This window comes from Flavobacterium sp. BFFFF1 (assembly GCF_002256285.1).
Classification (GTDB): Bacteria; Bacteroidota; Bacteroidia; order Flavobacteriales; family Flavobacteriaceae; genus Flavobacterium.
Genome location: NZ_NKJE01000017.1, coordinates 35,826 through 60,634, shown reverse-complemented (window position 1 = coordinate 60,634; position 24,809 = coordinate 35,826). Strand labels below are relative to the sequence as shown.

The 24,809-nt window shown below is 43.4% G+C and carries 24 protein-coding genes; 6 read left to right on the top strand and 18 right to left on the bottom strand.

Annotated features, from left to right (window positions below; genetic code table 11):
* Positions 1-13: 13 nt before the first annotated feature.
* The 3 genes from CFE23_RS11390 (at position 14) to CFE23_RS11380 (ending at position 1,291) form a co-directional block, all read left to right on the top strand.
* The gene (locus tag CFE23_RS11390) at positions 14-475 is read left to right on the top strand and encodes a hypothetical protein (RefSeq protein ID WP_291088072.1); all 462 of its coding nucleotides are present in this window, start codon (positions 14-16) and stop codon (positions 473-475) included.
* A 98-nt stretch (positions 476-573) separates the two neighbouring features.
* Positions 574-759: a hypothetical protein gene (locus CFE23_RS11385; RefSeq protein ID WP_291088070.1), complete on the top strand. Its 186-nt coding sequence runs from the start codon at positions 574-576 to the stop codon at positions 757-759.
* Positions 746-1,291, top strand: a complete 546-nt coding sequence (locus CFE23_RS11380; RefSeq protein WP_291088067.1) for a Smr/MutS family protein — start codon at positions 746-748, stop codon at positions 1,289-1,291. Before CFE23_RS11385 ends, CFE23_RS11380 begins: the two co-directional genes overlap by 14 nt.
* Here CFE23_RS11380 and CFE23_RS11375 read toward each other — a convergent pair.
* Positions 1,288-2,265, bottom strand: a complete 978-nt coding sequence (locus CFE23_RS11375) for a hypothetical protein (RefSeq protein WP_291088065.1) — start codon at positions 2,263-2,265, stop codon at positions 1,288-1,290. The two genes, CFE23_RS11380 and CFE23_RS11375, sit on opposite strands and share 4 nt — an antisense overlap.
* Before the next feature lie 92 nt (positions 2,266-2,357).
* Between CFE23_RS11375 and CFE23_RS11370 the strand changes: the two genes are divergently transcribed.
* Positions 2,358-3,479: a cysteine desulfurase family protein gene (locus CFE23_RS11370; protein ID WP_291088063.1), complete on the top strand. Its 1,122-nt coding sequence runs from the start codon at positions 2,358-2,360 to the stop codon at positions 3,477-3,479.
* 40 nt (positions 3,480-3,519) lie between these two features.
* Here the strand turns inward: CFE23_RS11370 and CFE23_RS11365 are convergent, their stop codons facing one another.
* From CFE23_RS11365 to CFE23_RS11330, 8 genes are all read right to left on the bottom strand, one after another.
* Positions 3,520-4,908 (bottom strand): alpha-amylase family glycosyl hydrolase, encoded by a 1,389-nt coding sequence (locus tag CFE23_RS11365; protein WP_291088061.1) that lies wholly within the window; start codon positions 4,906-4,908, stop codon positions 3,520-3,522.
* 100 nt (positions 4,909-5,008) lie between these two features.
* Positions 5,009-6,520, bottom strand: a complete 1,512-nt coding sequence (locus CFE23_RS11360; RefSeq protein ID WP_291088058.1) for a T9SS type A sorting domain-containing protein — start codon at positions 6,518-6,520, stop codon at positions 5,009-5,011.
* 106 nt (positions 6,521-6,626) lie between these two features.
* Positions 6,627-8,561 (bottom strand): SPFH domain-containing protein, encoded by a 1,935-nt coding sequence (locus CFE23_RS11355; protein ID WP_291088056.1) that lies wholly within the window; start codon positions 8,559-8,561, stop codon positions 6,627-6,629.
* Positions 8,562-8,803: 242 nt separating this feature from the next.
* Entirely contained in the window at positions 8,804-10,189 is a 1,386-nt protein-coding gene (lpdA, locus tag CFE23_RS11350) for a dihydrolipoyl dehydrogenase (protein WP_291088053.1), read from the bottom strand.
* Between the two features lie 81 nt (positions 10,190-10,270).
* Complete coding sequence (locus CFE23_RS11345) at positions 10,271-10,924, bottom strand: DUF2238 domain-containing protein (RefSeq protein WP_291088050.1); 654 nt, start codon at positions 10,922-10,924, stop codon at positions 10,271-10,273.
* Position 10,925: 1 nt separating this feature from the next.
* Positions 10,926-12,686, bottom strand: a complete 1,761-nt coding sequence (locus CFE23_RS11340) for an ABC transporter ATP-binding protein (protein WP_291088048.1) — start codon at positions 12,684-12,686, stop codon at positions 10,926-10,928.
* A gap of 54 nt (positions 12,687-12,740) precedes the next feature.
* The gene (gene truA, locus CFE23_RS11335) at positions 12,741-13,475 is read right to left on the bottom strand and encodes a tRNA pseudouridine(38-40) synthase TruA (protein ID WP_291088045.1); all 735 of its coding nucleotides are present in this window, start codon (positions 13,473-13,475) and stop codon (positions 12,741-12,743) included.
* A 160-nt stretch (positions 13,476-13,635) separates the two neighbouring features.
* The gene (locus CFE23_RS11330; protein WP_291088042.1) at positions 13,636-14,325 is read right to left on the bottom strand and encodes a TMEM175 family protein; all 690 of its coding nucleotides are present in this window, start codon (positions 14,323-14,325) and stop codon (positions 13,636-13,638) included.
* Between the two features lie 229 nt (positions 14,326-14,554).
* On the opposite strand from CFE23_RS11330, the gene CFE23_RS11325 reads away from it, so the two are divergent.
* Complete coding sequence (locus CFE23_RS11325) at positions 14,555-15,049, top strand: metallophosphoesterase family protein (RefSeq protein ID WP_291088039.1); 495 nt, start codon at positions 14,555-14,557, stop codon at positions 15,047-15,049.
* An 86-nt stretch (positions 15,050-15,135) separates the two neighbouring features.
* Here CFE23_RS11325 and CFE23_RS11320 read toward each other — a convergent pair whose 3' ends face one another.
* On the bottom strand, positions 15,136-15,546 hold the full coding sequence (locus CFE23_RS11320) for a DUF4293 domain-containing protein (protein WP_291088037.1): 411 nt from the start codon (positions 15,544-15,546) through the stop codon (positions 15,136-15,138).
* Between the two features lie 186 nt (positions 15,547-15,732).
* On the opposite strand from CFE23_RS11320, the gene rho reads away from it, so the two are divergent.
* On the top strand, positions 15,733-17,562 hold the full coding sequence (rho, locus tag CFE23_RS11315) for a transcription termination factor Rho (RefSeq protein WP_291088034.1): 1,830 nt from the start codon (positions 15,733-15,735) through the stop codon (positions 17,560-17,562).
* A 63-nt stretch (positions 17,563-17,625) separates the two neighbouring features.
* Here rho and CFE23_RS11310 read toward each other — a convergent pair whose 3' ends face one another.
* The 8 genes from CFE23_RS11310 to CFE23_RS11275 form a co-directional block, all read right to left on the bottom strand.
* Entirely contained in the window at positions 17,626-18,699 is a 1,074-nt protein-coding gene (locus CFE23_RS11310) for an endonuclease (RefSeq protein ID WP_291088031.1), read from the bottom strand.
* A 126-nt stretch (positions 18,700-18,825) separates the two neighbouring features.
* Positions 18,826-19,929: an endonuclease gene (locus CFE23_RS11305; protein ID WP_291088028.1), complete on the bottom strand. Its 1,104-nt coding sequence runs from the start codon at positions 19,927-19,929 to the stop codon at positions 18,826-18,828.
* 2 nt (positions 19,930-19,931) lie between these two features.
* Positions 19,932-21,146 carry a methyltransferase domain-containing protein gene (locus tag CFE23_RS11300; protein WP_291088025.1) on the bottom strand — a complete coding sequence of 405 codons (1,215 nt, stop codon included), beginning with the start codon at positions 21,144-21,146 and terminating at the stop codon, positions 19,932-19,934.
* 148 nt (positions 21,147-21,294) lie between these two features.
* Positions 21,295-21,822, bottom strand: coding sequence for an HAD-IIIA family hydrolase (locus CFE23_RS11295; RefSeq protein ID WP_291088023.1), 528 nt, complete (start codon positions 21,820-21,822; stop codon positions 21,295-21,297).
* Positions 21,806-22,564, bottom strand: a complete 759-nt coding sequence (locus CFE23_RS11290; RefSeq protein ID WP_291088021.1) for a Rossmann-like and DUF2520 domain-containing protein — start codon at positions 22,562-22,564, stop codon at positions 21,806-21,808. Before CFE23_RS11290 ends, CFE23_RS11295 begins: the two co-directional genes overlap by 17 nt.
* A 26-nt stretch (positions 22,565-22,590) precedes the next feature.
* Complete coding sequence (locus CFE23_RS11285; protein WP_291088019.1) at positions 22,591-22,989, bottom strand: OsmC family protein; 399 nt, start codon at positions 22,987-22,989, stop codon at positions 22,591-22,593.
* A 94-nt stretch (positions 22,990-23,083) separates the two neighbouring features.
* On the bottom strand, positions 23,084-24,028 hold the full coding sequence (locus tag CFE23_RS11280; RefSeq protein ID WP_291088016.1) for a T9SS type A sorting domain-containing protein: 945 nt from the start codon (positions 24,026-24,028) through the stop codon (positions 23,084-23,086).
* A gap of 87 nt (positions 24,029-24,115) precedes the next feature.
* The gene (locus tag CFE23_RS11275) at positions 24,116-24,748 is read right to left on the bottom strand and encodes a response regulator transcription factor (RefSeq protein ID WP_291088013.1); all 633 of its coding nucleotides are present in this window, start codon (positions 24,746-24,748) and stop codon (positions 24,116-24,118) included.
* Positions 24,749-24,809 lie beyond the last annotated feature (61 nt).

The window sequence follows — 24,809 nt, the reverse complement described above, 5'->3', positions numbered from 1 at the left end:
AACAATTTTTAAAATGGAGAATAATTCTGCTTTTGACAGTTTTGAAATGCAACTTACAGACAATGCCAAACAGTTCCTCAGGGAAACTGGAAAATGGGCGAACTTCCTTTCAATTTTTGGCTACATATGGATGGGCCTTATTTTGGTCTTTGGCAGTTTAGGGGTATTGGGATCGAACGACGATAGCGGGATGGACGCGGCGACTAATATGTATAAATTACCCCCGGGAATGACTTTGTTGGTTATCGTTATTATGGTAGCCATTAGTTTTTTCCCCATTTTTTACCTGAACCGTTTCGCGTTATCGATCAAAGCCGCTTTTCGCGACAACAATACAGAGAAGTTGACCGCTTCATTCGAATATCTGAAATCGCACTATAAATTTGTTGGGATTTTCACATTGGTTATGCTTGTGATCTATGCCCTCGCAATTATAGTCGTGATTGTTGCAGCAGCTACCGGCGCCGCCTCTTAACAAATAGCCATTATACATATAAAGATCCGCAATTTCAGGCGGATTTTTTTATGGCTTATAGTTCAAAACTTCGTAATTTGGCCTCATAAAGAGTATTTATGAAAAACATTTTAATTCCGGCACTTTTCCTTTCGGCTGGTTTTGCACTTTACGAGCAAAGTAAACCAAAACCAAATTTGTACATCATGTGCGCTGCAATCGTAATTTTTATGGTTTGTATGATGAAATTGGGAAATAAGATTCCGTCTAAAAGCGATAAACACAACGAAGATGACACTCAATAAAGGAGACAAGGTGATGGTGCTTGACGACGCCTTGGAAGGCTTGGTCGTAGCGGTGAATGGTGATAATATCACAATTGAAACCACTGAAGGCTTTGAGCTTACTTATACTGCAAAGGAATTAATTAAATCAGCGGCGGTGGAGATCAATTACAACGCCGGCCAAAATATAAAGCAGGTCTTAAAAGAAAAGGAAATTCCAAAACCCCGTAGTTTTGTTAAAGAAAAGAAGGCGAAAGAAATGCCTGTGCCGGAATTTGATCTTCACATCGAAAAGCTCGTGAAGAATTTTCGGGGAATGAACAATTTTGACATCCTGAATTTACAGGTTGAGACGGCCAGGAGGCATGTGGAATTTGCAATCCAAAACCGCATCCCTAAAATTGTGTTTATCCACGGAGTAGGCGAGGGCGTACTGAAAGCAGAGCTGGATTTTTTACTTGGCAGATACGATAATATTGATTTTCAGGACGCGAATTACCAGAAATACGGTTTGGGCGCCACCGAAATTTACATCAGGCAGAAGAAACCTTAGTTTGTCGTGATGTACTGACCGAAATCATAGTCGTTGCCAAACGAAAATACCAATCCATCAGTATTTTTAAACCTGACATTTTTGAAACGCACCGTGTGGATGAAGTTGCTGCCATTGGTAGTGGTTTCCACTTCAATGAGGCCACTGCTATTTTCAACGCCATTTTCCGCACTCCACACTTCGGAGATTGCACCGGTATCGCCCGAGCAAAGGTTTTCGGTGGTAATTATGTTTCCATACACTTTAAAAGAGAGCTGTTCAGGGGCACTAATGTAAAGTTGTCTTGGAGCACCTGCTGTTGTTGCTTCATTGGCAAAAAGTGTGGCAAGTGTGTCATTATCGAGGTTCAATTCCAGCGACTGGTTGCCGGATAGCTTGTATAGCAAATTGTTATCAGCACATTTCTGGATGTTTTCAATCGTTACAAAATTCACCGGCGCATTCAGGTTGCGGGTGGTGTATGTACCAAAAACGATTTGATCCGTAGTCTGGTACTCGTCATTGCCGCGATTAAACGTAATGTTTTTGAACACGATGCTGTGGCTGAAATTATTGATGATATCTTCACCAGTCGACGTCACAACGCTATGTACTGCTCGGGTGGTAATCTGGATTGTCCCGCCTTCGGCATTCCACTCTTCTGTAACCGTAGGGCTTGATGGGGGGATGGACGAGCATAAAGTAGCATTGGTCACAGGTCCGTCATAAATTCTATAAATCACTTTGACGGTATTGTCGATAGTAATCGAGATCGGGGTTCCTTCCGGAGTTTCCTTATTCACAAATCTGTTTTCAGGAATTTGGAGAATGAGTGCTTCGTTGCCGCTAAATTCATAAATAAAGAAGTCAGAAGTACTGCTGCCACAGGATTTGGCGTCCACATTGCCAAAATCGAAATTTTTAACTTGAATATCGCCGTCGCTACAGCTATTCAGTAGAAATCCACAACATAGTAAAACTAAAAACTTCCTCATGCTTGTATATTTTCGAACAAAAATAAGTAAAAAAAGCGTAATTGACTGGCAGGTGCTCACAATGAAATCACAAATTTGTTAGCTTTGCACCGATGAAAAAAATATATTTAGATAACGCCGCCACAACACCAATCAGGGAAGAAGTAATCACGGAAATGGTTCGTGTGATGTCCGAAGATTTCGGGAATCCATCGTCAACCCACAGCTTTGGCCGGACTTCAAGAAATACGATAGAACTGTCGAGAAAGTCGATTGCCTCACATTTAAACGCGCACGCCAGCGAAATTATATTCACTTCGGGTGCTACCGAGGCGAACAACTGGATCATTAGAAATGCCGTTGCCCATCTTCATGTAACACGAATCATTACTTCGCGTATTGAACACCATGCTGTGCTGCATGCCATTGAAAAAATGGAACATGAATTTCAGGTGAAAGTTGATTTTGTAAAAGTGAATGCTAACGGAAGCATCGACCTTGCCCATTTGAATGATTTGCTTTCACAAAATGTACCCACGCTCGCTTCATTAATGCATGTGAACAACGAAACCGGCGTTGTTACTGACATTGAATCGGTAGCGCGGATGTGTAAAGCTGCAGGGGTCTATTTTCACTCTGACACCGTGCAGTCGGTAGGTAAAATAAAAGTTGATGTGCAGCAATTTCCGGTTGATTTTCTGGTCGCAAGTGCGCACAAGTTTCACGGACCTAAGGGAATTGGATTTGCGTATATCAGAAAAGGACTTGCGGTAAATCCACTTTTTTATGGTGGAGAGCAGGAGAAAGGGCTGCGGCCGGGAACTGAAGCAGTGCATAATATTGCGGGAATGGCAAAAGCACTGGAACTTTCTTACCAACTGATGGATGCTGAAAGAAACCACATTACTTCAGTTAAGGAATATACCACTCAAAGACTTTATGCCCATTTTCCTGATGTAAAGGTGAATGGTGTGGATAGCCTGTATAATATATTGAACATACTGCTGCCATTTTCTCCTGAAAAAACATCCATGATCTTATTCAATCTTGATATGAAAGGCATTGCAGTCTCGCGTGGCAGCGCATGCCAATCGGGGAGCACGAAGCCGTCGCATGTTTTGGCCGAAATGCTTTCAGAAGAGGAACTTCAAAAGCCAAGTTTGAGAATTTCGTTCAGCCATTATAACACCCATGCCGAAATTGACGAATTTGTCAATGCGTTGCTGATGATTTAGACTTGATAGTGGGTAAGGAAACTCTTTGGAAGCGTTTTTACTATTTGACCAATACGACATAACCCCAGGGTTCGATCGTAAAGACGTCGTCTCCTTTAAGTACGACTGTCTTTTTTGAAAACAAGTCGGTGTAGCTTCCTTTCTGGTATTTTGAATTCAGTTTGACGGTTACGGGCTTGTCGCTGTAATTTACCACAGGAATCACCTGATTATTTCCTTTCGATCTTGAAAATGAGATCACTTGTTCCGGCTTGTCATTGAAGATCCGGATCATTTCGCCTCCGTAACTTCCATTCCAAAGCGCCTCGTTGGTATGTTTTAGTTCGAATAGTGTTTTATAAATATTGTAAAACGGATGGTCTTTCCATTGTATCAGGTCTTTATCGAAAAATTTCAGCGAGTGGTCTAATCCGGCTTCCTGGCCGCCGTAGACAAGCGGCATCCCGTTTACTACGGTGCACAAAACCATTGATGCCTGCAACCCACCTCCAAAATTTGCAAACTGGTTGCCGTTCCACGAGTTCATGTCATGGTTGTCGGTAAATAGCATCCTGTAACCGTCACGCGGGAAAGTGCTTACGTCATGCGCCATGTATTCAATCACGCCTCCAAGACTTTTTTTGTCTTTGGTCACCGCAGTCATTTTATCAAAAAATGTCCAGGAATAGGTCATGTCAAAAGCATGCTTGTGCAAATCCCTGGATTCCCATTCGGCAAGCATAAAAACCGGCTTTACAGCATCCATTTCCGCGCGGGCATTGTCCCAGAAGTCGGTAGGGATGAAGCCTGCTGTATCACAGCGGTAGCCGTCAATATCGAAATCTTTCACCCAATATACCAGTGCTTCCGTCATGTATTTCCGTAGCGCCGGTTGGTTGTAATCGAAGTCGATAATGTCATCCCAGTCGTACCACGGTGTGGGCTGGAAATTCCCTTCGGGTGTTTTGGTATACCAATCCGGATGTTCTTTGACGAGATTGTTGTCCCACGACGAGTGATTGGCTACCCAATCCACGATGACGTGCATGCCCATGCTGTGTATCTTAGACACCAATGCTTTGAAATCCTCCTTCGTACCAAATTCTGGATTTACACCATAATAATCTTTCACTGAATATTCGCTCCCAAGCGTTCCTTTTCGCTTTTCAACACCGATGGGATGGATTGGCATCAACCAAATGATGTCGATTCCCATCGCCTTGATTCGGGGCAGGTGGGCTTCAAATGCCTTAAACGTGCCTTCCGGTGTGAACTGCCGGACATTCACTTCATAAATGGTGGCATTCTTGCTCCAATCAGGGTGTTTGATCTCAACGAAATTCCTGGGTTCATATACAGATTGGGACGATCCGTTACTTTTATTATCTGCAGAGTTACAAGCTGATAAAAGCATCATGGAAAGTAACGCCGGGAAAAGGATTTTTTTCATGTTCTTAGGATTTATAAAATAAAGATAGGAAGATATGCTCAGCGTTAGATGCTTGGTATTCATTTTGAAGCGCAACGATGACGTTTAATTTTCAGGGTGTTCAATTTTTTTTCATGATTTTACCACTGATTTTTTTTCCGTTCGCCCTTTCAATTTCGTAAAAATAAATGCCTGGTGAAACATTTGGTGACACAATATTTTCGTCCCCATTGATTGGCTTTTCGAAGACCAATTTGCCATGCATATCAAAGAGTTGGAAAGTTTTAAGGCTGCCTCCTGCAGTGTAAATTGTGATGTCATCCTTGAAGGGGTTTGGATAGATGCTTATATTTGGACTTAGGTCGGAAGTGGCGCTCAAAGGCAGGTCATCGATTCTCATCAGTAAGAAAACATTGTTAGAATCGACATCATTTATAGTGCCGGCTACAATAATTTTCCCATCCTGTTGGATGTTGATGCTGTTGAAATAATCGTTGTAAGCACTTGGATTTAGATCTAGGTAGCCATCGTTATCAAATGTAAGGTCGTTTGTGCCGTCTTGGTTCAATTTCCCAACAAAAACAGCATAGTCAGGATTGTCGGCATTTGTGCCAGCAAATACAATCTTGCCGTCAGGCCTTAGTCCAAAATCTGTAATAAATGAATAGGGCAGATTTTCAGGGAGCATGAAGGCACCATTGGTACCAAAGGAAGTGTCGACTGTCCCATCGCTATTTAAGCGTAAGATCCCATTTCTTTGAGTAGTCATGTAAATTGCCAAAAGCTTTCCGTCAGGCTGGGCGATTATTTTGTCAGCCCATTCTACAGGAAACCAATCCGGCGGTACAAAGTTGAAGGAACTATTTGTACCATTTGTACCAAAATCAGTAAAAAGTGAACCATCAGCATGGTATTTCCTGATCGCTGCGTTTTCTCCAACGAAACCACCGCTGACAATGTCGCCGTTTTCAAGTACAGTCAGGCTTTTAAACATACCGGCGTTATCAGATGGATAAATAACACCATTGTCACCAAATGATATATCTTCATTGCCATCACTATCAAGGCGAATTAAAATCCCGAGATTAGTATTTGGGTAAGCAGGATTTCCTCTCACGAGAATTTTATTACCCTGCAAAGCAATATCGCGTATTGTAGCTAACAATGATGTCGAATCAAAGCTTTTCCGTCCATTATTTCCGAAACCCGGGTCAGGAGTTCCATCTGAATTATATCTCAATATAACCCGTTTAGCAACAAGATCAATATCTCCTTCGACAGGGAGGTAAGTAGCCGCTACAATCAATTTCTGGTCGGGTTGAAGCAGGGCTGCGTCAGGAAAGCATCGATAACCGTAAGTGTCCATGACGATGCCGTTAGTTCCAAAATTATTATCGATGCTTCCATCCGGATGATGCCGTGTGACAATCAAATGATATCCATATCCGGTAGGTTGAACTATGTTTTGATAACCAACCGAGACGATTTTTCCATCGGCGAGTATTTCAGAAAACAGTATTTCGGCTCCGCTGGCCGACGTAATGATACCCTGATTTCCAAAACTGATGTCGGGCTGTTGCGAAAACATATTCCAGGATATCGATAAGAAACAAAAAAAGTAACCAAGTTTCATAGGCTAGTAGTTTATTATTGTTAAAAGTAACGAATTTTCACCATTTTTTTTCATTAAAAAAAGCCGCTCCATTTCCGGAGCGGCTTCATTAATATACGATATAAGATTATTTATCTTTTTTAGACTCTGGCTTGATTTCCATTTTTCCGGAGCCATCTTTCGTATCCATCATCTCCATCAATTTCATACCCAATAATCCACTGATTGAACCATCAGTACCGTTATTGCCCGTAATCAACACATCAGGAATCACCTTGATTTTACCCTTACCGATTTCCTCAGTAATTTTGTATTTCGTGAAATTATCGCCGCCCATCGCTGAAACCTGCAATTGATACGCTTCTGCAGTGGATTTACCAACCGCCATGATTTTTTCAGCTTCCGCAAGACCCGTTTTGGAAATCCGTTCCGCTTCAGCACTTGCCGTCATTTTGGTGGCTTCAGCCTGAGCGCCGGCCCTGGCTTTGGTGGCTTCGGCTTCGGCGTTTGCACGCATTTTGGTGGCTTCGGCTTCGGCATTTACATTTAGTTTTAAACTGGCTGCATCTCCTTCTGCTTTTTTCACGGTTGCATCGGCAGTGCGTTGTGCAATTTCTACATTTTGGGAAGCGCGTACGATTTCTTTCTGCATATCGGCGATTGCGGTTTCTTTTTCCATTCCCTGGCGTTGTTCCTGCGCCATTCTTTGGGTTTGATAGGTTTTTTGCTCTTCTTCCGCCAATTTCCTGTCGGTCAATGTTTTCATCAACGAGTCCGGCGGAACGATGTCACCAATTAAAGTATCTACGGCATTCACATTGTATTCGTCCAAAACCAGTTTAATGTGATTTTTAGCGGATTCCTGACGTTCTTTCCTTGTGGAAAGGAAGGAAATCACATCACTATCCTGCGCCGAGTTCCTGAAATAATTCCCGATGGTAGGCTCCAGTACCTGCGAAACCAGGTTGTTCATGCTCCCGAAACGAGCGATTACTTTTGGAGCCTCATTTGCGGGAACGTGTATAATCTGCGCCACGTCAAGATTGAATGGGAAACCATCTTTAGAACGCACCGTAATCGTAGACAGGTTTTTGTCGAGGTTGTGCGATTCGCTTCGTGCATTCGCCCAGTTTAATACGAGATTCGTTGTCGGAACAGGTTCGAGTTTTGTCGTGTATTTGTTTAGCGCATATTTTCCGGGTCCCAGTGGTTCCATCCACACACCACGTTGTCCTTTGGAAACTATATTTCCGTGTTTAAAAGAATCGCCGGTTACATCCTGTCCATCCTCACCTATATAGGAGATCACTACGCCAACATATCCTATCGGCACATCAGTCATCGGATTTTGTTCAATAAGGATCGCCCATGGGTTGATGTAATAGGAACCTGCGAGCATAATTTGCGGCTGCAATCCACGGTTTCCTCCCAATTCCAGAAACTTGTCAAAATCCTGGAAGTTGTTGTGCCCGTCTACATATTTACCGGCAATCTGTCCTTGCGGAATAGGATCTCCATCCAAAGCGGTCACGATACCAATCATGTTTTCAAAAATCTTGATCTGGTCAGAAATGATGATCTCGAAAAGGAATGTATTGATCCTGTATGATCCTGTCGTGATGAAAGCCGTCTGGCGTCCTTTTTGTCCGCCGTTGTTCAGGAATGCCGCGGCGTCCTGGAAATTGTCGCAATCTACTTTTCTTGCGAGGATGCGGCCCGTCGGTATCTCGGCACCGTCCTTGCTTAATACCAATCCGATTTTTCCTTCCGGTATGATTGTGAAGGCGGTCATATCCACACTGTACTGCCAGATCCACATGCCCCAATACAATCCGGGAGCCAATGTTTTTCCCTGGTAACCAGACTCTCCTTTGGTAGCAATAATACGACCATCAGGCAAAGATTTTTCCGGACCAAAAAGCACGAATTTCTTGGTCACCAGACCAATTTTATCTTCAGGTACGATGACCATCCCGAAGAACACACGGAGTACAAATTTGTACATGAGAACACACAGCAGGATCAGGAGCACCCACCAATAAGAACTAAGCATTGTTGTCATTTTGTTTTGTTTTTGAAGATGTAAAATTACTAAGGATTTAAGAAATTATTTGTGGATTTTCAGGGATTAACGCAGTATCATCAGTTTATGTTGATTTTAAATCAAAACACCTCAGGAAATGAAGTCTTTTCGTTGAAAGTCCTCAGTTTTAGCAAAAGCGATATTCTGTAAGTCAAATTGCTAAAGCAAAAAAAAAACCGCCCTTTTGGACGGTTTAAAATACTATATATTATCAGGCCTTACTACAAGTGAATCACTTCATCATAGGCCGCAGCAGCGGCTTCCATAATCGCCTCACTCATCGTCGGGTGCGGGTGGATTGATTTGATGATTTCGTGTCCGGTGGTTTCAAGTTTCCTGGCAACAACGGCTTCTGCAATCATATCAGTAACGCCGGCACCAATCATGTGGCAACCCAGCCATTCGCCGTATTTGGCATCGAAAATCACTTTTACGAATCCGTCGGCTGCTCCTGAGGCTTTCGCTTTTCCGGAAGCGGAAAACGGAAATTTCCCGATTTTCAATTCGTATCCTTTTTCTTTTGCTTGTTTTTCTGTCATGCCGACGGAAGCGATTTCGGGCGTAGCATAAGTACATCCGGGAATGTTCCCATAATCAATTTTATCGACGTGCAATCCAGCGATTTTCTCGACGCAAGTAATTCCTTCTGCGGAAGCCACGTGGGCGAGCGCAGGGCCTGGAACAATATCACCGATGGCATAATATCCGGGAATGTTCGTCTGGTAAAAATCATTGACAAGGATTTTGTCACGGTCGGTAGCGATACCGACTTCTTCCAGACCGATGTTTTCTATATTTGATTTAATTCCGACAGCGGAAAGTAAAATATCTGCTTCAAGGATTTCTTCGCCTTTGGCTGTCTTTACAGTGGCTTTTACCCCGTTTCCAGTGGTATCCACTTTTTCAACCGAAGAACTTGTCATGATTTTCACGCCGGCTTTTTTCATCGAACGTTCCATTTGCTTGGATACATCCTCATCTTCTAATGGTACGATATTCGGAAGGAATTCGACAATTGTAACATCGGTTCCCATAGCATTGTAGAAATGAGCAAATTCAACACCAATAGCGCCAGAACCCACAACAATCATTGATTTTGGTTGTTCCGGCAAAGTCATCGCCTGACGGTAACCAATTACCTTTTTACCATCCTGCGGAAGGTTTGGCAACTCGCGTGAGCGTGCACCAGTCGCAATGATGATGTGATCCGCTTCGTAATCGGTAGTGGTTCCGTCTTTTTCAACAGCTACCTTTTTGCCTGGCTTGATTTTCCCCGAGCCGTCAATCACATCAATCTTATTTTTTTTCATCAGGAACTGCACGCCTTTGCTCATGCCATCGGCCACGCCACGTGAACGGGAGATAACCGCATTGAAGTCTTTATCGAATTCCTTGATTGTCAATCCGTAGTCGGATGCATGTTTTAGGTAGTCAAAAACCTGTGCCGATTTCAGCAATGCTTTGGTTGGGATACAGCCCCAGTTCAGGCAGATTCCGCCAAGGCTTTCCTTTTCGATTACAGCAACTTTAAATCCAAGCTGTGAAGCCCTGATGGCAGTAACATATCCGCCCGGACCGCTTCCTAAAACTATAATATCGTATTTCATTGGTTTGAGTTAAATGATTTTCTAAAGATTTCCCGTGCGAAATTAAGCAATTATTTTATTTCGTATGTTATTGTTATCGATTTATTCCCGCGCACGCACATTACCGATTTTCTTCACCATCGAAACTATTGTAGTAGCCACAATCGCTCCCAAAAATGCCAGAAAAATATCCTTCTGCGCGTCCCAGATATCGCCTTGTGTTCCTAAATAGGCGTCACCCTGTGCCTTGAAAAACACATCCGCCACTGCCCATTCGATCAATTCGTAAAAGGCGCTGATGGATAATGTAATTTCGATTGGTAATGTCCACGCCACCCAGGCTGGGAATTTCAGCCATTTCAGGAAAATCTCGCGCATCGGGTAGGCGAGGAGGAAGCCGAAACTGAAATGCACGATGCGGTCGTAATGGTTCCGCTTTAGTTCCAGCGCATCCTTAAGCCAATAGCCAAAAGGATTTTCGGCATAAGTATATTTGGAACCATATACATGCAGGCATAGATAGATACAAATCAGCAAATAGCTCAGGTCGCTAAACTTAAACTTTTTATACGTCAAAATAAGGAAACCCAAAAATATAAAAACGAGCGTGTTTTCCAAAAGCCAGTTCGACGTATCGGTATTTCCTATATAAGAGTTGATCCAGCATATTGTAAAAACAACAAGGAGAACTTGAAGCCATTTATTGTGTTTAAAGGCGATCCTTTGCGCCGAGATGGCAGTGGTGAATACAGTCATATCAATGTTTTTCTTCTACTAAAAATTGTGAGTCATAAAGGTTCCTGTAATGGCCGCCTTCAATATTCAGTAATTGCTGGTGTGTTCCCTGTTCGACAATCAGCCCTTTGTCCATGACCACGATCTTATCGGCTTTCACAATCGTTGCCAGTCGGTGCGCAATTACAATGGATGTCCGGTTTTCCGTAATGGTTTCGGTCGCGCGTTGAATCAGTTCTTCAGAATAGGTGTCGATTGACGAAGTGGCCTCATCCAATATCAGTATCGCCGGATTGCTGACGTAGGCACGCAAAAATGCAATCAACTGTCTTTGCCCTGAGGACAACATCACCCCGCGTTCTTTTACGTTGTAATCGTAACCTTCCGGAAGGCTCATGATGAATTCATGTATCCCGATTCTTTTGGCGGCCCTGATGACATCGTCGCGGGATATGCTGGAGTTATGAAGTGTAATGTTATTTAAAATGGTATCTGCAAATAAAAATACGTCCTGCAGGACCACGCCAATTTGCCTGCGGAGCGATTCAAGGTTGTATTCGTTGATATTGGTGCCGTCTACGCAGATGGCGCCACTATTGATTTCGTAGAAACGGTTCAGTAGATTGATTATGGTCGATTTTCCTGCGCCGGTTGCCCCAACAATTGCTATCGTCTGGCCTGGATCTACCTTTAAATTGATGCCTTTAATGACTTCTTCGGTTTCGATGTAACCGAAATGGACATCCCTGAATTCGATGCTGCCCTTGAAATCGGGTGCATCCTTCGTACCGTTGTCCTGTACCTGTTCGTCGCTGTCCAAAATATCAAATACCCGGTTTGCGGCAATCATTCCCATTTGCATTTCGTTAAACTTATCCGCAATCTGCCGCAATGGATTGAACAGCATTGAAATCGACATCGTATACGTAAAAAGATCACCAAAAGTGGTTTGCTGGTCGCCGCCCAGGATCAGGTTGCTGCCGTACCAGACGACGCATCCCAGGGTGAGTGCTGAGATCATGTCGGCAATCGGGAAGAAAATTGAATTATACCAGACGGTCCTGATCCATGCCTTCTTATGGCGGTCGTTTATTTTGCTGAATTTTTCATACTCGATGTCCTCGCGGTGGAATAACTGTACGATTTTCATTCCCGTGACGCGTTCCTGGACAAAAGTATTCAGGTTTGTAATCTCTGTACGAACCTGCTCAAAGGCGACCTGCATTTTCTTCTGAAAAATACGCGTCACATAAACCAATATGGGCATGGCCACCAAAACGATCCAGCTCAGGTTCCAGTTCATATAGAACATAAAAATTAAAACCGCGATCATTTTTAAAACGTCGCTCATGATCATGAACAATCCCTGGCTGAAAATCCGGGCAATGGCTTCGATGTCAGAGACGGTGCGGGTAACCAACTGCCCGACAGGTGCAGTATCAAAGTACTTCATCCGGAAATTAAACATATGGCCAAATAGCTTGTTTCTCAGATCCCTTACGATATCCTGGCCCAGCCAATTCGCCCAATACACAAAGTAGAACTGCGACAAAACCTCAAGCAGGAGTGCGATTCCCATAAATACCACATACATTAATAATCCGTGGGGGTCGTATTTGCCAATGTACCCGTCGATGGTCTGTTTAAGCAGATATGGCCTTAATGCAGAGAAAACGGACAACGAAACCGCCCAGAAAATTACTGCATTGAATCGGCGCTGGTACGGTTTTGTGTAAACCATAATCCGTTTAAAAACGTCGGTGTCGAAGGCTTTTGCGCTCATTTTGTTGCTGTTCTGGGTTAGGTGGAGTATTTTCCGAATATTGGCACTTAGTCCTTAAATGTATTTATATTTGATTTCAGTGAGAAAAAGTCCGTGTGCGGGTACAGAAAATCCTGCTTGTTTCCGGTCACGGCTTTCAATAATGGCTTCCATGCTGTCCGCACTTATTTTGCCCTGACCGATATTGATCAGCGTACCCACGATGGCGCGTACCATGTTTCGGAGAAACCGTTCAGCGGAAATCGTAAAGACGAGACGGTTTCCTTTTTCCTGCCAATAAGCTTCGGTAATTTTACAATTAAACGTACTCACATCGGTATTGACTTTTGAAAAACACTGGAAGTCCGTGTGTTTCAGCAAACGCGCGGCGGCTTCATTCATGGCGTCCACATCAAGCGGTAGGCTGTACTGCCAGCTTAAATCAGAACCAAACGGATTCTTTTCTCGGGAGATGTAGTATTCGTAAGTCCGACTGCTGGCGTCAAAACGCGCGTGTGCGGTATCATGTACTGCGATGATGTCAATGATTGCAATGTCCTTTGGAAGAAACGAATTGAGCTTATAAACCAATCCGGGAATTTCAGCAGTAAGGCTGGCGTCAAAATGGGCAAACATTTTTTTGGCATGGACTCCGGTATCGGTTCGTCCCGCAGCGGTCAAAGCGATGTTCATTCCCAGCACGGTAGACATGGCTTTTTCAAGTGTTTCCTGTACAGACACTGCGTTCGGCTGGGATTGCCAGCCATGATAATGGGTTCCGTTGTATGAAAATTGGATAAAGTAGCGCATTTTTATTTGCAGTAATCGGCAGCGTTTACAGTTCATCAGGCTGCTTTACCGCGATGCAAAGTTACAAAGTTTTTCAGGCAAGGCGGTGAATTGCATTAATTTTAAGTAGGTAGTTTGATCTGGCAGGCTGAAAAGGGCCTGACGATGCAAATCGAGCCGTTTAGCGTGGAAGCTTTCCTGATTTTTGAAATCTCCTTTTAACAATCACCCTAAAGACCACCGCATATACGCACATCCATAGCATCGCAAAAGGTTTCATTCCCGGGTCAGGAATCATAAAATAGCTGGTGGTAATCAGTAACGCGGAAAGAGAGAACCCGATGACGGCGATTTTCCGCTTATCAAGTTCTTTTTCATGTTCGCTGAGATCGGTGTTAATCCGGAGCGATGGCCTGCCTTTGACGATATAATGATAAAGCACGTATTGGGTGATGACACAGCATAAGATCATACCGAGATAAATAAAGAAGGGGATCATCTGGCCTTTTCCCCTGCTGATCAATGTAGCGCTGAAAGGAAATAAACCCACAAAAAACAGCAATAACATGTTCCGGACCACGAGGCCGCGGTCATAGTCCTTTAACAAACTGAACATCTTTAAATGCTGGTACCATATCGCGCCTATAAATCCAAAACTGACGATGTATGCCAGTACCGTAGGCATCAGGTGGACCAGTGCTTTTGGCAGGTGCGCATCAGTTAAGGGTTCGTTTTCAGGAATTTTTATTTCAATCGCCATCAGCGTTATGACAATCGCGAATACGGCGTCACTAAACAGGATCATGCGTTCAAGCTGAAACTCTTTCTTGATTTCGTCGCGGGTAATGTCATCGTTTTCAGGATTATCCATAATTTTGAATTTTAATTGCAGAAACCAAATCTATAAAAAACTTTGTTAATTCTGTCAGGAAATCCCGTCCCATTCAATCTGGTTGGTATTTTTAGATTGGCATCCTTTTAGCGTAGGGTGCAAAGCGGCAGTCATCCTGAGGTCGAAACGTTTTTTGATCTGCCAGCGCATCAATCTGTATAACTTCTTACCTTTGCTTTTCCGGTTTATACGGTATTTTGAAGTTAATATGAAAAAAATCCTGCTGCTTTCCGATACACACAGCCATATGGATGACAACATCCTGAAATATGCCGGACAGGCTGACGAAATCTGGCATGCGGGCGACATTGGCGATCTTGCCGTTACCGACGCATTGCAGCGAATCAAGCCGGTGCGGGGCGTTTATGGCAATATAGACAACGACAAGGCGCGGATGGAATTTCCGTTACACAATCGGTTTTTCTGTGAAGGGGTGGACGTGTGGATCACGCACATCGGCGGTTATCCCGGAAAATACAATCAGGCTATACGACGTGACATCGAGATGAAGCCGCCACAACTTTTTATTTGTGGGCATTCGCACATCCTTAAGGTGATGTTTGACAAGAAGCTCAATCTGCTTCATATGAATCCGGGTGCCTGCGGAGTCAGTGGCTTTCACCAGGTCAGGACGATGCTGCGTTTTGTGATTGACGGCGATAAGATTCGCGACCTGGAGATTATCGAACTGGGCAGGAAGTAACCATCGGCAAACAATTGCGGACCACAAAAAAAAGCCCGGACGTTAATCCAGGCTTTCCTTCGCACTAATAAACTAAGTTTATAGGTTTATCTCAAACGGTCTGCAGATTTTACGAGATCTTCATCCTTCTTGATGGCTTTATTGGCAAGAACCAAAAAAACGATAGCAACAATCGGCAGGAACATCCCAATACCCTTCTCAGGCGCCTTGGTGGCGTCTCCGGATACATTTAGCACACGGTAAACAAATAATCCTAATAAAATAAAGTTCAATATGATATTCAGCCTGTTCATTACAAACTGATTTTGTCTCTTTGCATAAGAAATGATGCTGATGACGGAAAGCGCGGTTGATAAGCCAAAAAGCGCCGTGTATATCTGATCAGCCATAAAATAGAACGGTGTGCCTTCGACCGTCCACAGCGGGAAAATAAATGGAAGCACTGCGGTCATAATTAGCGCGACGCCCATGTATACGGTTTGGATTCTCTGAAGCATTTGGTTACTATTTATGCCACAAAAATATATTTTCTTTTTAATAATTACTATTGCATCGTAAAATATTATTCGTAATATTGCAGTACAAAACCGTAAGTACTTCATCCTTCGGTCTATTCATTAGAAAAAAAAATCACCACCATTTCATTCTGATTTGCTCCAATTTAATTAATTCAAATAACATTCATGTTTGATATTTCTGCATTAAAAGAAATGAAGCTTTCTGAGCTTCAGGATATTGCCAAATTGTCTAAAAGCATCAAAACTGCAGGCGTAAAAAAAGAAGTCCTCATTGATCGCATCCTCGAACACCAGGCTGCCAACGGTGATAGTAAGGAATCTAAAAGCCAGCCCGCCGCTGACGATGCAAAGTCCAAAAGAATACGCATTACAAAAAATAACGATGCTGTTGAAAGTGTTGCTTCGCCTGTTGAAGTAAAGCCTCAGGAAACAGCAACATTGTTTGACGTTAACGGGGAAGCCGATTCAGCAGCTGTTGAAACGCCACAAATGCCAAAAGAAGGCAGGGTGAAATTCAATAAAGCCAAATTCGATAAAAACCGTAAAAATAACAGGACAGAACTGCCCGTCCTGGAACAACCGCCAGTATACGCTGAAGAAACAACTTTGGTTTCAGAGCCTGAGGCAGAGTTGGTAACATCAAATCAGCCTAAGATCATCGGGAAAAGCCAAAATCCTGCGCAAAAGCAGCACAACCAAAACAACAACAACGGCACTGCTGCCGGCAACGGTAATGTAAACAACAGGAATAATGGGAACAATGGCAATAATGCAGCCCAAAATGACAATGGTACGCCACCAGAAGCGAAAGTGAACAGGGCGGAAGCCAATCCCAATTTTAAAAATAAGAAAAACAATTTCCGCGATTCTGATTATGAATTTGACGGTATTATAGAAAGCGAAGGCGTCCTCGAGATGATGCCTGACGGCTACGGATTCCTGCGTTCCTCAGATTACAATTACCTGGCGTCGCCGGATGATATTTATCTTTCGACCTCACAAATCAGGTTGTTTGGTTTAAAGACCGGCGATACCGTGAAAGGTGTGGTGCGCCCGCCGAAAGAAGGGGAGAAGTTTTTTCCTTTGGTACGCGTACTCAAAATCAATGGACATGACCCGCAAGTCGTGCGAGACAGGGTTTCTTTTGAACATTTAACCCCAGTTTTTCCACAGGAGAAATTCAGGATGGCTGAAAAAGGCAGTTCGATTTCTACCAGGATTATCGATTTGTTTTCGCCAATCGGAAAAGGGCAGCGTGGTATGATTGTCGCCCAGCCGAAGACCGGTAAGACGATGTTGTTAAAGGATATTGCGAATGCGATTGCTGCCAATCATCCGGAAGTGTACTTGTTGGTACTGCTGATTGATGAGCGTCCTGAAGAGGTTACCGATATGCAGCGGAACGTCCGTGGTGAAGTCATTGCTTCTACGTTTGACCGCGAGCCACAGGAACACGTGAAAATAGCCAATATCGTTTTGGAGAAAGCCAAGAGGCTTGTAGAATGTGGACATGATGTCGTTATTTTACTGGACTCGATTACGCGTCTCGCCAGGGCTTACAATACCGTCCAGCCCGCTTCAGGAAAAGTGTTGAGTGGTGGTGTTGATGCCAATGCACTTCAAAAACCAAAAAGATTTTTTGGTGCGGCCCGTAATGTAGAAAATGGCGGATCATTGAGTATCATTGCTACTGCGTTGACAGAAACCGGTTCTAAGATGGATGAAGTGATTTTTGAAGAGTTTAAAGGTACCGGTAACATGGAACTGCAGTTGGATCGTAAGATTGCCAACAAGCGTATTTTCCCTGCAATCGATCTTACCTCTTCGAGTACACGACGTGACGATTTGCTCCTGGATGAAAAGACGTTGCAGCGCATGTGGATCATGAGGAAATATTTAGCCGACATGAACCCTGTGGAAGCGATGGATTTTATCAATGACCGTTTCAAGAAAACCCGTAATAATGAGGAGTTTTTAATTTCGATGAACGATTAAAAACGAAACGTCTACAAACAAAAAGTCCCGAATTATCGGGACTTTTTTGTTTTATGTTCAGTATTAATTTACAATCACTTTTTTAGTGGTCGTCTGGCTGTCTGACGTCAGTTTTAACAGATAAAAACCGGAAGGAAGATTGTCCACACTGTAATTGTTGTGATCCATCACGGGCTTTGTAATCCTTTGCACCAACTGTCCATTCAAATTGATCAATTCAATTTCGTCCAGGATCACATCGCTCTGAATATTTATTTTGTGATCATTGGAAGGATTTGGGTAAACATATACCTGATCTAAAGTGTGGCTTTCCATTCCAAGGAAAATCGCGGGCCAGCGGTTCTCAGCAGCAGGGCCGCCCCATATTACTGTTGCCAGGTAAGGATTGTCAATAAACGGATTGCGGTTTCCCTGTCCATAGGAATTGTTGGCATTGCCCAGATAAGTATTTCTCTGGTCTTCCACCGCCGAAACGGGGTCTTCTGCATTCCACTCCAGGAAAAGTTGGATCATGTTGGGGTCAGTGGCCAATATTGTGCCTACGCCTACATTTTTTGGCAGGCATTGGTTGTCGTAGTGAAGGTACATGTACATCATCATTCGTGCGATATCACCTTTCCAATTGTCACCAGGATACCATCCCCCGGTTACCGCACCCGAATTTCCATTGCCATCAGCAAACTTTTTACTGGCACGGCTGCCATTAAGTTGTACATCGGCTGCGCGCAGGTGATGTGCATCTGCGCCGGCACCAGAAGTTCCTAAATCAGGAGTACCGATTGACTGGGCATAAGTATGTTCACGGTTCCATTCGCCAACGGCGCCGCCGTTACTGTTTTTGTCTCTGGATCGGTCGTTGGTAACGTCTCCATCTGTTCCATCTTCCCAGCCATAAATCAAAAGTACATTCGATGAATTGTCCGGATCCTTATCCGTTATTTTTAAGGCATTCCATATTCCCGGCGTATAGGATAGCTGCTGGGTATGGGTGTTGATGATTTTCGTTGCCAGCGCGTTTTTCATTGCGGTACCGGTAAGCGTCCAGTTGAAACCATTGTAGTAGGTTGCAGGATTGCCGGCCTGGGCAACGGTTAACACGGTAAAAGACAATGCGATAAAAGATAATATTTTTTTCATTTGAATAAATTTCGGACGGCAAATGTATATGCTTTATTTGGATATTTGAAATATTTAACTCCCGATTGTAATAATAAAAAAAACCGAAGCGATTAGGCTCCGGTTTCTACTTTATATTGATATCAATTAGTTAACCACGACTTTTTTTATTATTGACCTTGCATCCGAAGTTAATTTTAGAAGATAAAACCCCTGTGATAGATTTTCCAACGTGTAAACATTATCGCGTAACACAGGTTTATTAATGTTCAGAATGATTTGCCCATTGAGATTCGTGAGTTGGATTCCATCTAAAACCAAATCTGATTTGATGTTGACCTGATGATTTTCCGACGGGTTTGGGTAAATCGATACATTTGCAAAATCATTCATTTCTACACCCAGTGGCGCACCCCAGATCATGGTTACATAATTATTATTGTCTACAAACGGGTTTCTGTTCCCCTGATATGCATACACGTCGTTGTTTCTGTCGATTTCCTTTTGGCTCACAGGATCCATCATATTCCAGGTCAGCAATATATTAAGGAACGGCTGGGCAAGTACAGTACCGGAATTGTTAGCGGTGAACATAGGGTAGCTGTTCCAGCCAGCAATTACATTTTGATAATTGGTCACAAAATAGAAATAGATGCGCGCGATGTCCCCCTTAAATTCATCAATAGGCTCGAATACGATACCGGTGTATCCTGCGGAATAACCACTGTTTAGATTGTTTCCAAGTTTAGAACCATTTGTTGTAGGATTTGAAATGCCGCTTTGAGATACCAAAGTTCCTGCCACGCCAAAAGGATAATTGGACCTGAAATTGTTTACCCTTCCATCTGTTGGAAGCAGGTGATGTGCGTCGCCTCTCATCGGTGCAGCCTGACTGAAAATCGATTGTGGTATCACATGTTCAGGATTGTAGCAATCGCCTTCACTGTTGTAATTTCCACAAATATCACTTGGCTGATCTGGCTGGTAATTGTATGCGTCAGCGGCATCAGGCCTTTCAGAATAAGGGTCTAAGATGGTATTGTCATCTTCATAATAAATGTCAATATCATGTGTGGTGAAAAAATTATCTATCGCATTATAGCCTTGGTCATTATGATCCTTTATGATATTGTAGAGCTGGGTTTTGAGGGTAAGGCCTGTTCCTGTTGCCGAATTATAGTAGCCTGCCGGAATTTGGGCATACCCCATAAAAGAACAGCATAAAATGGCTAAAGCGTAGATATTTTTCATCACTATTGTTTTCTTTCTAACTGCGCCATGTAAAACCCATCAAATCCGGATTCCGACGCTAATATTTTCGTGTCCTTTACAAAGTTAAAATTTTTACCCATCTCTGTACTCAGGAAACGCTTAATTTGCTCCTGATTTTCAGAGGGTAACACGGAACAGGTGGCATACACCAATTTTCCGCCTGGCTTCACAATTCTGGAATAGCTTTCCAGCACTTCAGCCTGTACTTTGCGGATATTGTCAATGAACTCCGGCTGCAGTTTCCACTTTGCGTCCGGATTTCGTTTTAAGACACCAAGTCCACTGCAAGGCGCATCTATGAGTACACGATCCGCTTTCTCCTGTAGCTTTTTAATCACTTTTGTCGAGTCGATAATTTTGTATTCAATGTTGAAAGCGCCGTTTCGTTTGGCCCGTAATTTCAGTTGTTTCAGTTTGCTTTCATAAAGGTCCATCGCAATCAGCTGTCCTTTGTTTTCCATCAAAGAGGCCAGGTGAAGTGTTTTTCCACCAGCACCGGCGCAGGTGTCGACCACACGCATTCCCGGTTTCACATCGAGGTAGGCAGCGACAAGCTGTGAACTTGCGTCCTGCACTTCAAACAGTCCTTCCTTAAATGCTTCGGTAAGGAAAACATTCGCCCGCTCCTTCAACACCAATGCATCGGGTTGGTCTTTCAGGAATTCCGTTTCAATATTGAGGTCCATTAAGATCGCATGGAGTTTTTCTCGGGTAGTTTTCAACGTATTTACCCTCAAAATCACCTTCGCAGGTTGGTTTTGGGCTGTAATTTCTTTTGCCCATGCCGTTTCACCCAATTCCTGTACGCCGAGTTCGTCCATCCAATCCGGAATGGATTCTTTGAGTGCGCGGATTTTAGAAAGTTCGTCAAATCGCCCTTTTATTTTGCGTTCCGGCGTACCGTCCAGTTGTCGCCAATCCGGGATCGGATAGCCACGTAATACTGCCCAAACGGCAAAAACCCGCCAAAGATCATCACGGTCAAACGGTTCTTTTACGTTAGCAATTTCGGCATAAAGTCTTTTCCACCGAACCACTTCATAAATGGTTTCAGCGACAAATTTGCGGTCATGGCTTCCCCAACGCTTGTCTTTTTTGAGCGCCCTTGCGACAACTTTATCTGCGTATTCGCCTTCATTAAAGATGGCGTTCAATGAATCGATTGTCGTATAAACTAAATTTCTGTGTAATCTCATTTTAATATTTAAAGGGTGCAAAGGTACGGTTTTAATGTCTAAAGTCGAAAGTCGAAAGTCCAAAGTCGAAAGTCCAAAGGCGAAAGTCGAAAGTCGAAAGTTTAAGGTCGAAGGCCTGAAGTAATGTATTTATACCTTGGCACCTGACTTAATCATGCTTCCCATTGTAATATACGTGCCATTTTCCCTGAAGTTTCATTACCTGTTCAATCACGTCGCGCACGGCGCCCTCGCCGCCATTTTTATGCGAAATATATTTGGAAATTTCCCTGATTTCGGGACTTGAATCATACGGACATGCGGGAAGGCCTACCAGCTGCATCACATGGTAATCAGGAATGTCATCTCCCATATACACGACTTCTTCAGGCTTGATCTGGTATAACTCGATATATTCCTTAAACGCTGCAACCTTGTCGGGGCAGGCGAGGTGGATGTCTGTGATACCAAGATTCCGCAGCCTGATCCTGACACCTTCACTGCTTCCTCCTGAAATCACGCAAACATGATAACCTGATTCCACCGCGGCTTTCATCGCAAAGCCATCACGGATATTCATCGTGCGGAGCATCTCTCCGTTTTGTGTGACATGCACACTGCTGTCTGTCAAAACACCATCCACATCGAAAATAAAAGTGGTGATGTGATTCATAATTTCCTTATAGCTCTTTGCCATGTTGTTGAATCGATTCGGTTAGTAGTTTATAAATGGATCTTTTTTCGTCCGATAAAAACGCAAGATGCGCCGCGACCGTTTTAAAATCGTGCCGTTTTGCCGGCCCGGTTTGTGCATCGCCTGGGGAAAGGGTGTTAATTTTCGCCGCGGTTTCTGCAATTAAAGGCTTCAGGATATCAAACGGCACCTGGTTTTCGCTACAAATTTCGTTGGCGATCTGGTACATATGATTGGTAAAGTTATTGGCAAAAACGGCAGCAACATGGATGGCTTTCCTTTGGTCAGAATTTATGGCGTATACTTTATCTGAAATTGCCCTTCCGATCCTTTCCAGCAATTGGTAATCGGCTGCAAATTGTGATTCCAGGCAAACCGGAACTTCCCCGAAATCGACCGCTTTGCTTTTACTGAACGTTTGCAGCGGATAAAATACCGCTTTGCGGTTATTTTCATGGATGGCATCAAGCGGCATCGTCCCGGATGTGTGTGCGACAAGCCGGTTCTTAAAAGGCAAAGCGGCGGAAATCGTTTCAATGGTACTATCAGTGACGGCGATGATGTATAAGTCTGCTTCCGCCAGCTCTTCCAGATCATGAATCTGCTCAACATTCTCCGGAATCGCGAAACCGACTTCTTTGCTTCGGGAAAAAAGTTGTTTCAATGATACCGAATCGCTTTTGTCAAAAGCAGCGACAAGATGTGCGGCAACATTTCCCGACCCGATAATACTTACATTAATCATGCAGCAAAATTATCGAAAAGATAGGATTAAACGGCATCTGTCAGGAAACTTTCAATATGGATTGATTTTTCGAGCAGACGGTGCACCGGGCAGACTCCGGCAATATACTTCAATCGGCTTCGCTGTTCTTCATCAAGCGTTCCGGTGAGTGTAATGTGTTTTATCATGTTTGCCGTATGTTCCTTTTCATCGTGGTCATAAGAAATTTCAACAAAAGCGTGCTGGAGATCCCAGTTCTTTCGTTGTGCATACATTTTCATCGTAATCAGGCTGCAGGATGCCAGCGAGGCGGCGAGGAGTTCCCCCGGATTCAGACCCAGGTTCTGTCCCCCTTTTTCTTTTGGTTCATCGGCGATAATGGTATTTGACCCTTTAATTTCAGTCCTGAAGTTTTCGTTGCCAATACTGGCGGTGATATTGACCATGGTTATTTCGATTTTAAATAAATATACAAAAGAAATTCGGATCAAAATAAAAAACCCGCGCGAGGCAGGTTTTTATTAGCAGTATTTAATGATGTTATTTCTTAATCAATTTCTGGGTGTACAATTCCCTGCTCTTTTTATCATTTGTGGTTACGAAATACAATCCGGCAGGTTGGCTGCTGATATCGATATCAATTGCATTACTGTTCAAAGGGTTGAATTCCGTTTCGAAAATTTTCTGTCCAATATTGTTGTAAATGGTCACAGTTGCGCCTTCGTTCAGCCCTTCAGTTGCGCCGATTGAAATAAGTCCGGAAGTGGGGTTCGGATATACTGTAAATTTGGTTTTTGAAAGGTCATCCACCCCAAGCAAAGTTGTGTTTTTTACAATACCGAGTCCATTTTCCGCTAAAACGGTTTGAACGATCGGGTAAAATGGATTCACATTAAACCAGATATAATCGGTAACACCATTTGTGACTATTTTTTGGCGTATCACATTGTCGAAGGTTCCATACGGCATGATAATGGTGCCATAGGCGTCATAGGTTGCTGTGACGTTTTTCACAATCATATCGACTGAAGACACATAGGTGTCAGTATAAACATCATTGTAGGCATAAGGGAAAATCATAAAAGTACGCGGATCTGCATTATAATTGTCGCCGTTCGTTCCATTGTAAGCGATGGAAAGAATGTCATATTTAGTGGCTGTTATATGATGATAATAATAACGGTCACCTCCCCCAAAGATGCCATCGTATTTATAACAGTAATTTGCTGTGGGAAAGGTAGCCGCATAAGGCGTCGATGCGACCGGCATAGTGGTGTCGTTGCCAACCAGCATCAGGTCCAGATCTGAGAAATCCCACACCTGATCAGCGCCGGCGTCTCCAGGCACAAATCCGTCAGCGGGTGCATATAGGAACTCTGAGGTAAAATTAGTCGTGTTTACATTTGATCTTGAAATCACAGGCTGTGCCTGGCATAGCGTTGCTGAAAGTGTGACGAGGGCCACAAAAAAGTTAAAGTGTTTCATTGGTGTTCGTTTTTTTGATTAATGATTGATTTTGTGGGCTTTTTTATGGTGCCCCGCCATGCAATTCAGGAGTCAGGTTGATCAGTCCTATCCCTGGTTTTTGTTGTATAATTTGTTTACTGCTTCAATTTTGTTTTGCACCTGTAATTTGCTGTAAATGTTGTTCAGGTGCCTTTTTACGGTGCTGATAGAAATATTCAGCTGGTCTGCAATTTCTTTGTAGAGCAATCCTTTGCTCAACAGGTCTAAAACCTCCAGTTCCCTTTTAGATAACAACTCAGTCACTGGCTGCTGGTTGATATTTTTATTGAAGGTATTCAATACCTTACGCGCAATTTTGGGTGTCATGGGACTTCCGCCTTCGTGCAATTCAACGAGCGCTTCAATAATTTTCTCGGGGCTGGTATTCTTTAGGATATATCCGCTTGAGCCTGCCTTTAACGCATCAAAAACCTGGTCGTTGTCCTCATAAATCGTGAACATGATAAACAGCATCTCCGGGACTACAGCCTTGATTTCCGAAACGCATTCGATGCCTGTTTTTCCCGGCAGGTTGATATCGGTCAACACAATATCCGGTTTCAGCAGGGGTAGTTCGCTGATGGCGTCCTCGGCATTGCTAAAACACTTTAACAAATGAAACCGCCGGTCACTTTCAATGATGCTTTGCAATCCCTTTTGGATGTCGATTAAATCTTCGATGATGCAAATGCCTATCATAAGCCTGAAATTTGACGGTGCAAAGTAAAGTGCTTTATTTTTTTCATACAATGATACAAAC

What these genes read in the sequence shown, in the direction of transcription:
- CFE23_RS11390 (WP_291088072.1), top strand. Translation starts at nt 14, where the DNA reads ATGGAGAATAATTCTGCTTTTGACAGTTTTGAAATGCAACTTACAGAC.
- CFE23_RS11385 (WP_291088070.1), top strand. Translation starts at nt 574, where the DNA reads ATGAAAAACATTTTAATTCCGGCACTTTTCCTTTCGGCTGGTTTTGCA.
- CFE23_RS11380 (WP_291088067.1), top strand. Translation starts at nt 746, where the DNA reads ATGACACTCAATAAAGGAGACAAGGTGATGGTGCTTGACGACGCCTTG.
- CFE23_RS11375 (WP_291088065.1), bottom strand. Translation starts at nt 2,265, where the DNA reads ATGAGGAAGTTTTTAGTTTTACTATGTTGTGGATTTCTACTGAATAGC.
- CFE23_RS11370 (WP_291088063.1), top strand. Translation starts at nt 2,358, where the DNA reads ATGAAAAAAATATATTTAGATAACGCCGCCACAACACCAATCAGGGAA.
- CFE23_RS11365 (WP_291088061.1), bottom strand. Translation starts at nt 4,908, where the DNA reads ATGAAAAAAATCCTTTTCCCGGCGTTACTTTCCATGATGCTTTTATCA.
- CFE23_RS11360 (WP_291088058.1), bottom strand. Translation starts at nt 6,520, where the DNA reads ATGAAACTTGGTTACTTTTTTTGTTTCTTATCGATATCCTGGAATATG.
- CFE23_RS11355 (WP_291088056.1), bottom strand. Translation starts at nt 8,561, where the DNA reads ATGACAACAATGCTTAGTTCTTATTGGTGGGTGCTCCTGATCCTGCTG.
- lpdA (WP_291088053.1), bottom strand. Translation starts at nt 10,189, where the DNA reads ATGAAATACGATATTATAGTTTTAGGAAGCGGTCCGGGCGGATATGTT.
- CFE23_RS11345 (WP_291088050.1), bottom strand. Translation starts at nt 10,924, where the DNA reads ATGACTGTATTCACCACTGCCATCTCGGCGCAAAGGATCGCCTTTAAA.
- CFE23_RS11340 (WP_291088048.1), bottom strand. Translation starts at nt 12,686, where the DNA reads ATGAGCGCAAAAGCCTTCGACACCGACGTTTTTAAACGGATTATGGTT.
- truA (WP_291088045.1), bottom strand. Translation starts at nt 13,475, where the DNA reads ATGCGCTACTTTATCCAATTTTCATACAACGGAACCCATTATCATGGC.
- CFE23_RS11330 (WP_291088042.1), bottom strand. Translation starts at nt 14,325, where the DNA reads ATGGATAATCCTGAAAACGATGACATTACCCGCGACGAAATCAAGAAA.
- CFE23_RS11325 (WP_291088039.1), top strand. Translation starts at nt 14,555, where the DNA reads ATGAAAAAAATCCTGCTGCTTTCCGATACACACAGCCATATGGATGAC.
- CFE23_RS11320 (WP_291088037.1), bottom strand. Translation starts at nt 15,546, where the DNA reads ATGCTTCAGAGAATCCAAACCGTATACATGGGCGTCGCGCTAATTATG.
- rho (WP_291088034.1), top strand. Translation starts at nt 15,733, where the DNA reads ATGTTTGATATTTCTGCATTAAAAGAAATGAAGCTTTCTGAGCTTCAG.
- CFE23_RS11310 (WP_291088031.1), bottom strand. Translation starts at nt 18,699, where the DNA reads ATGAAAAAAATATTATCTTTTATCGCATTGTCTTTTACCGTGTTAACC.
- CFE23_RS11305 (WP_291088028.1), bottom strand. Translation starts at nt 19,929, where the DNA reads ATGAAAAATATCTACGCTTTAGCCATTTTATGCTGTTCTTTTATGGGG.
- CFE23_RS11300 (WP_291088025.1), bottom strand. Translation starts at nt 21,146, where the DNA reads ATGAGATTACACAGAAATTTAGTTTATACGACAATCGATTCATTGAAC.
- CFE23_RS11295 (WP_291088023.1), bottom strand. Translation starts at nt 21,822, where the DNA reads ATGGCAAAGAGCTATAAGGAAATTATGAATCACATCACCACTTTTATT.
- CFE23_RS11290 (WP_291088021.1), bottom strand. Translation starts at nt 22,564, where the DNA reads ATGATTAATGTAAGTATTATCGGGTCGGGAAATGTTGCCGCACATCTT.
- CFE23_RS11285 (WP_291088019.1), bottom strand. Translation starts at nt 22,989, where the DNA reads ATGGTCAATATCACCGCCAGTATTGGCAACGAAAACTTCAGGACTGAA.
- CFE23_RS11280 (WP_291088016.1), bottom strand. Translation starts at nt 24,028, where the DNA reads ATGAAACACTTTAACTTTTTTGTGGCCCTCGTCACACTTTCAGCAACG.
- CFE23_RS11275 (WP_291088013.1), bottom strand. Translation starts at nt 24,748, where the DNA reads ATGATAGGCATTTGCATCATCGAAGATTTAATCGACATCCAAAAGGGA.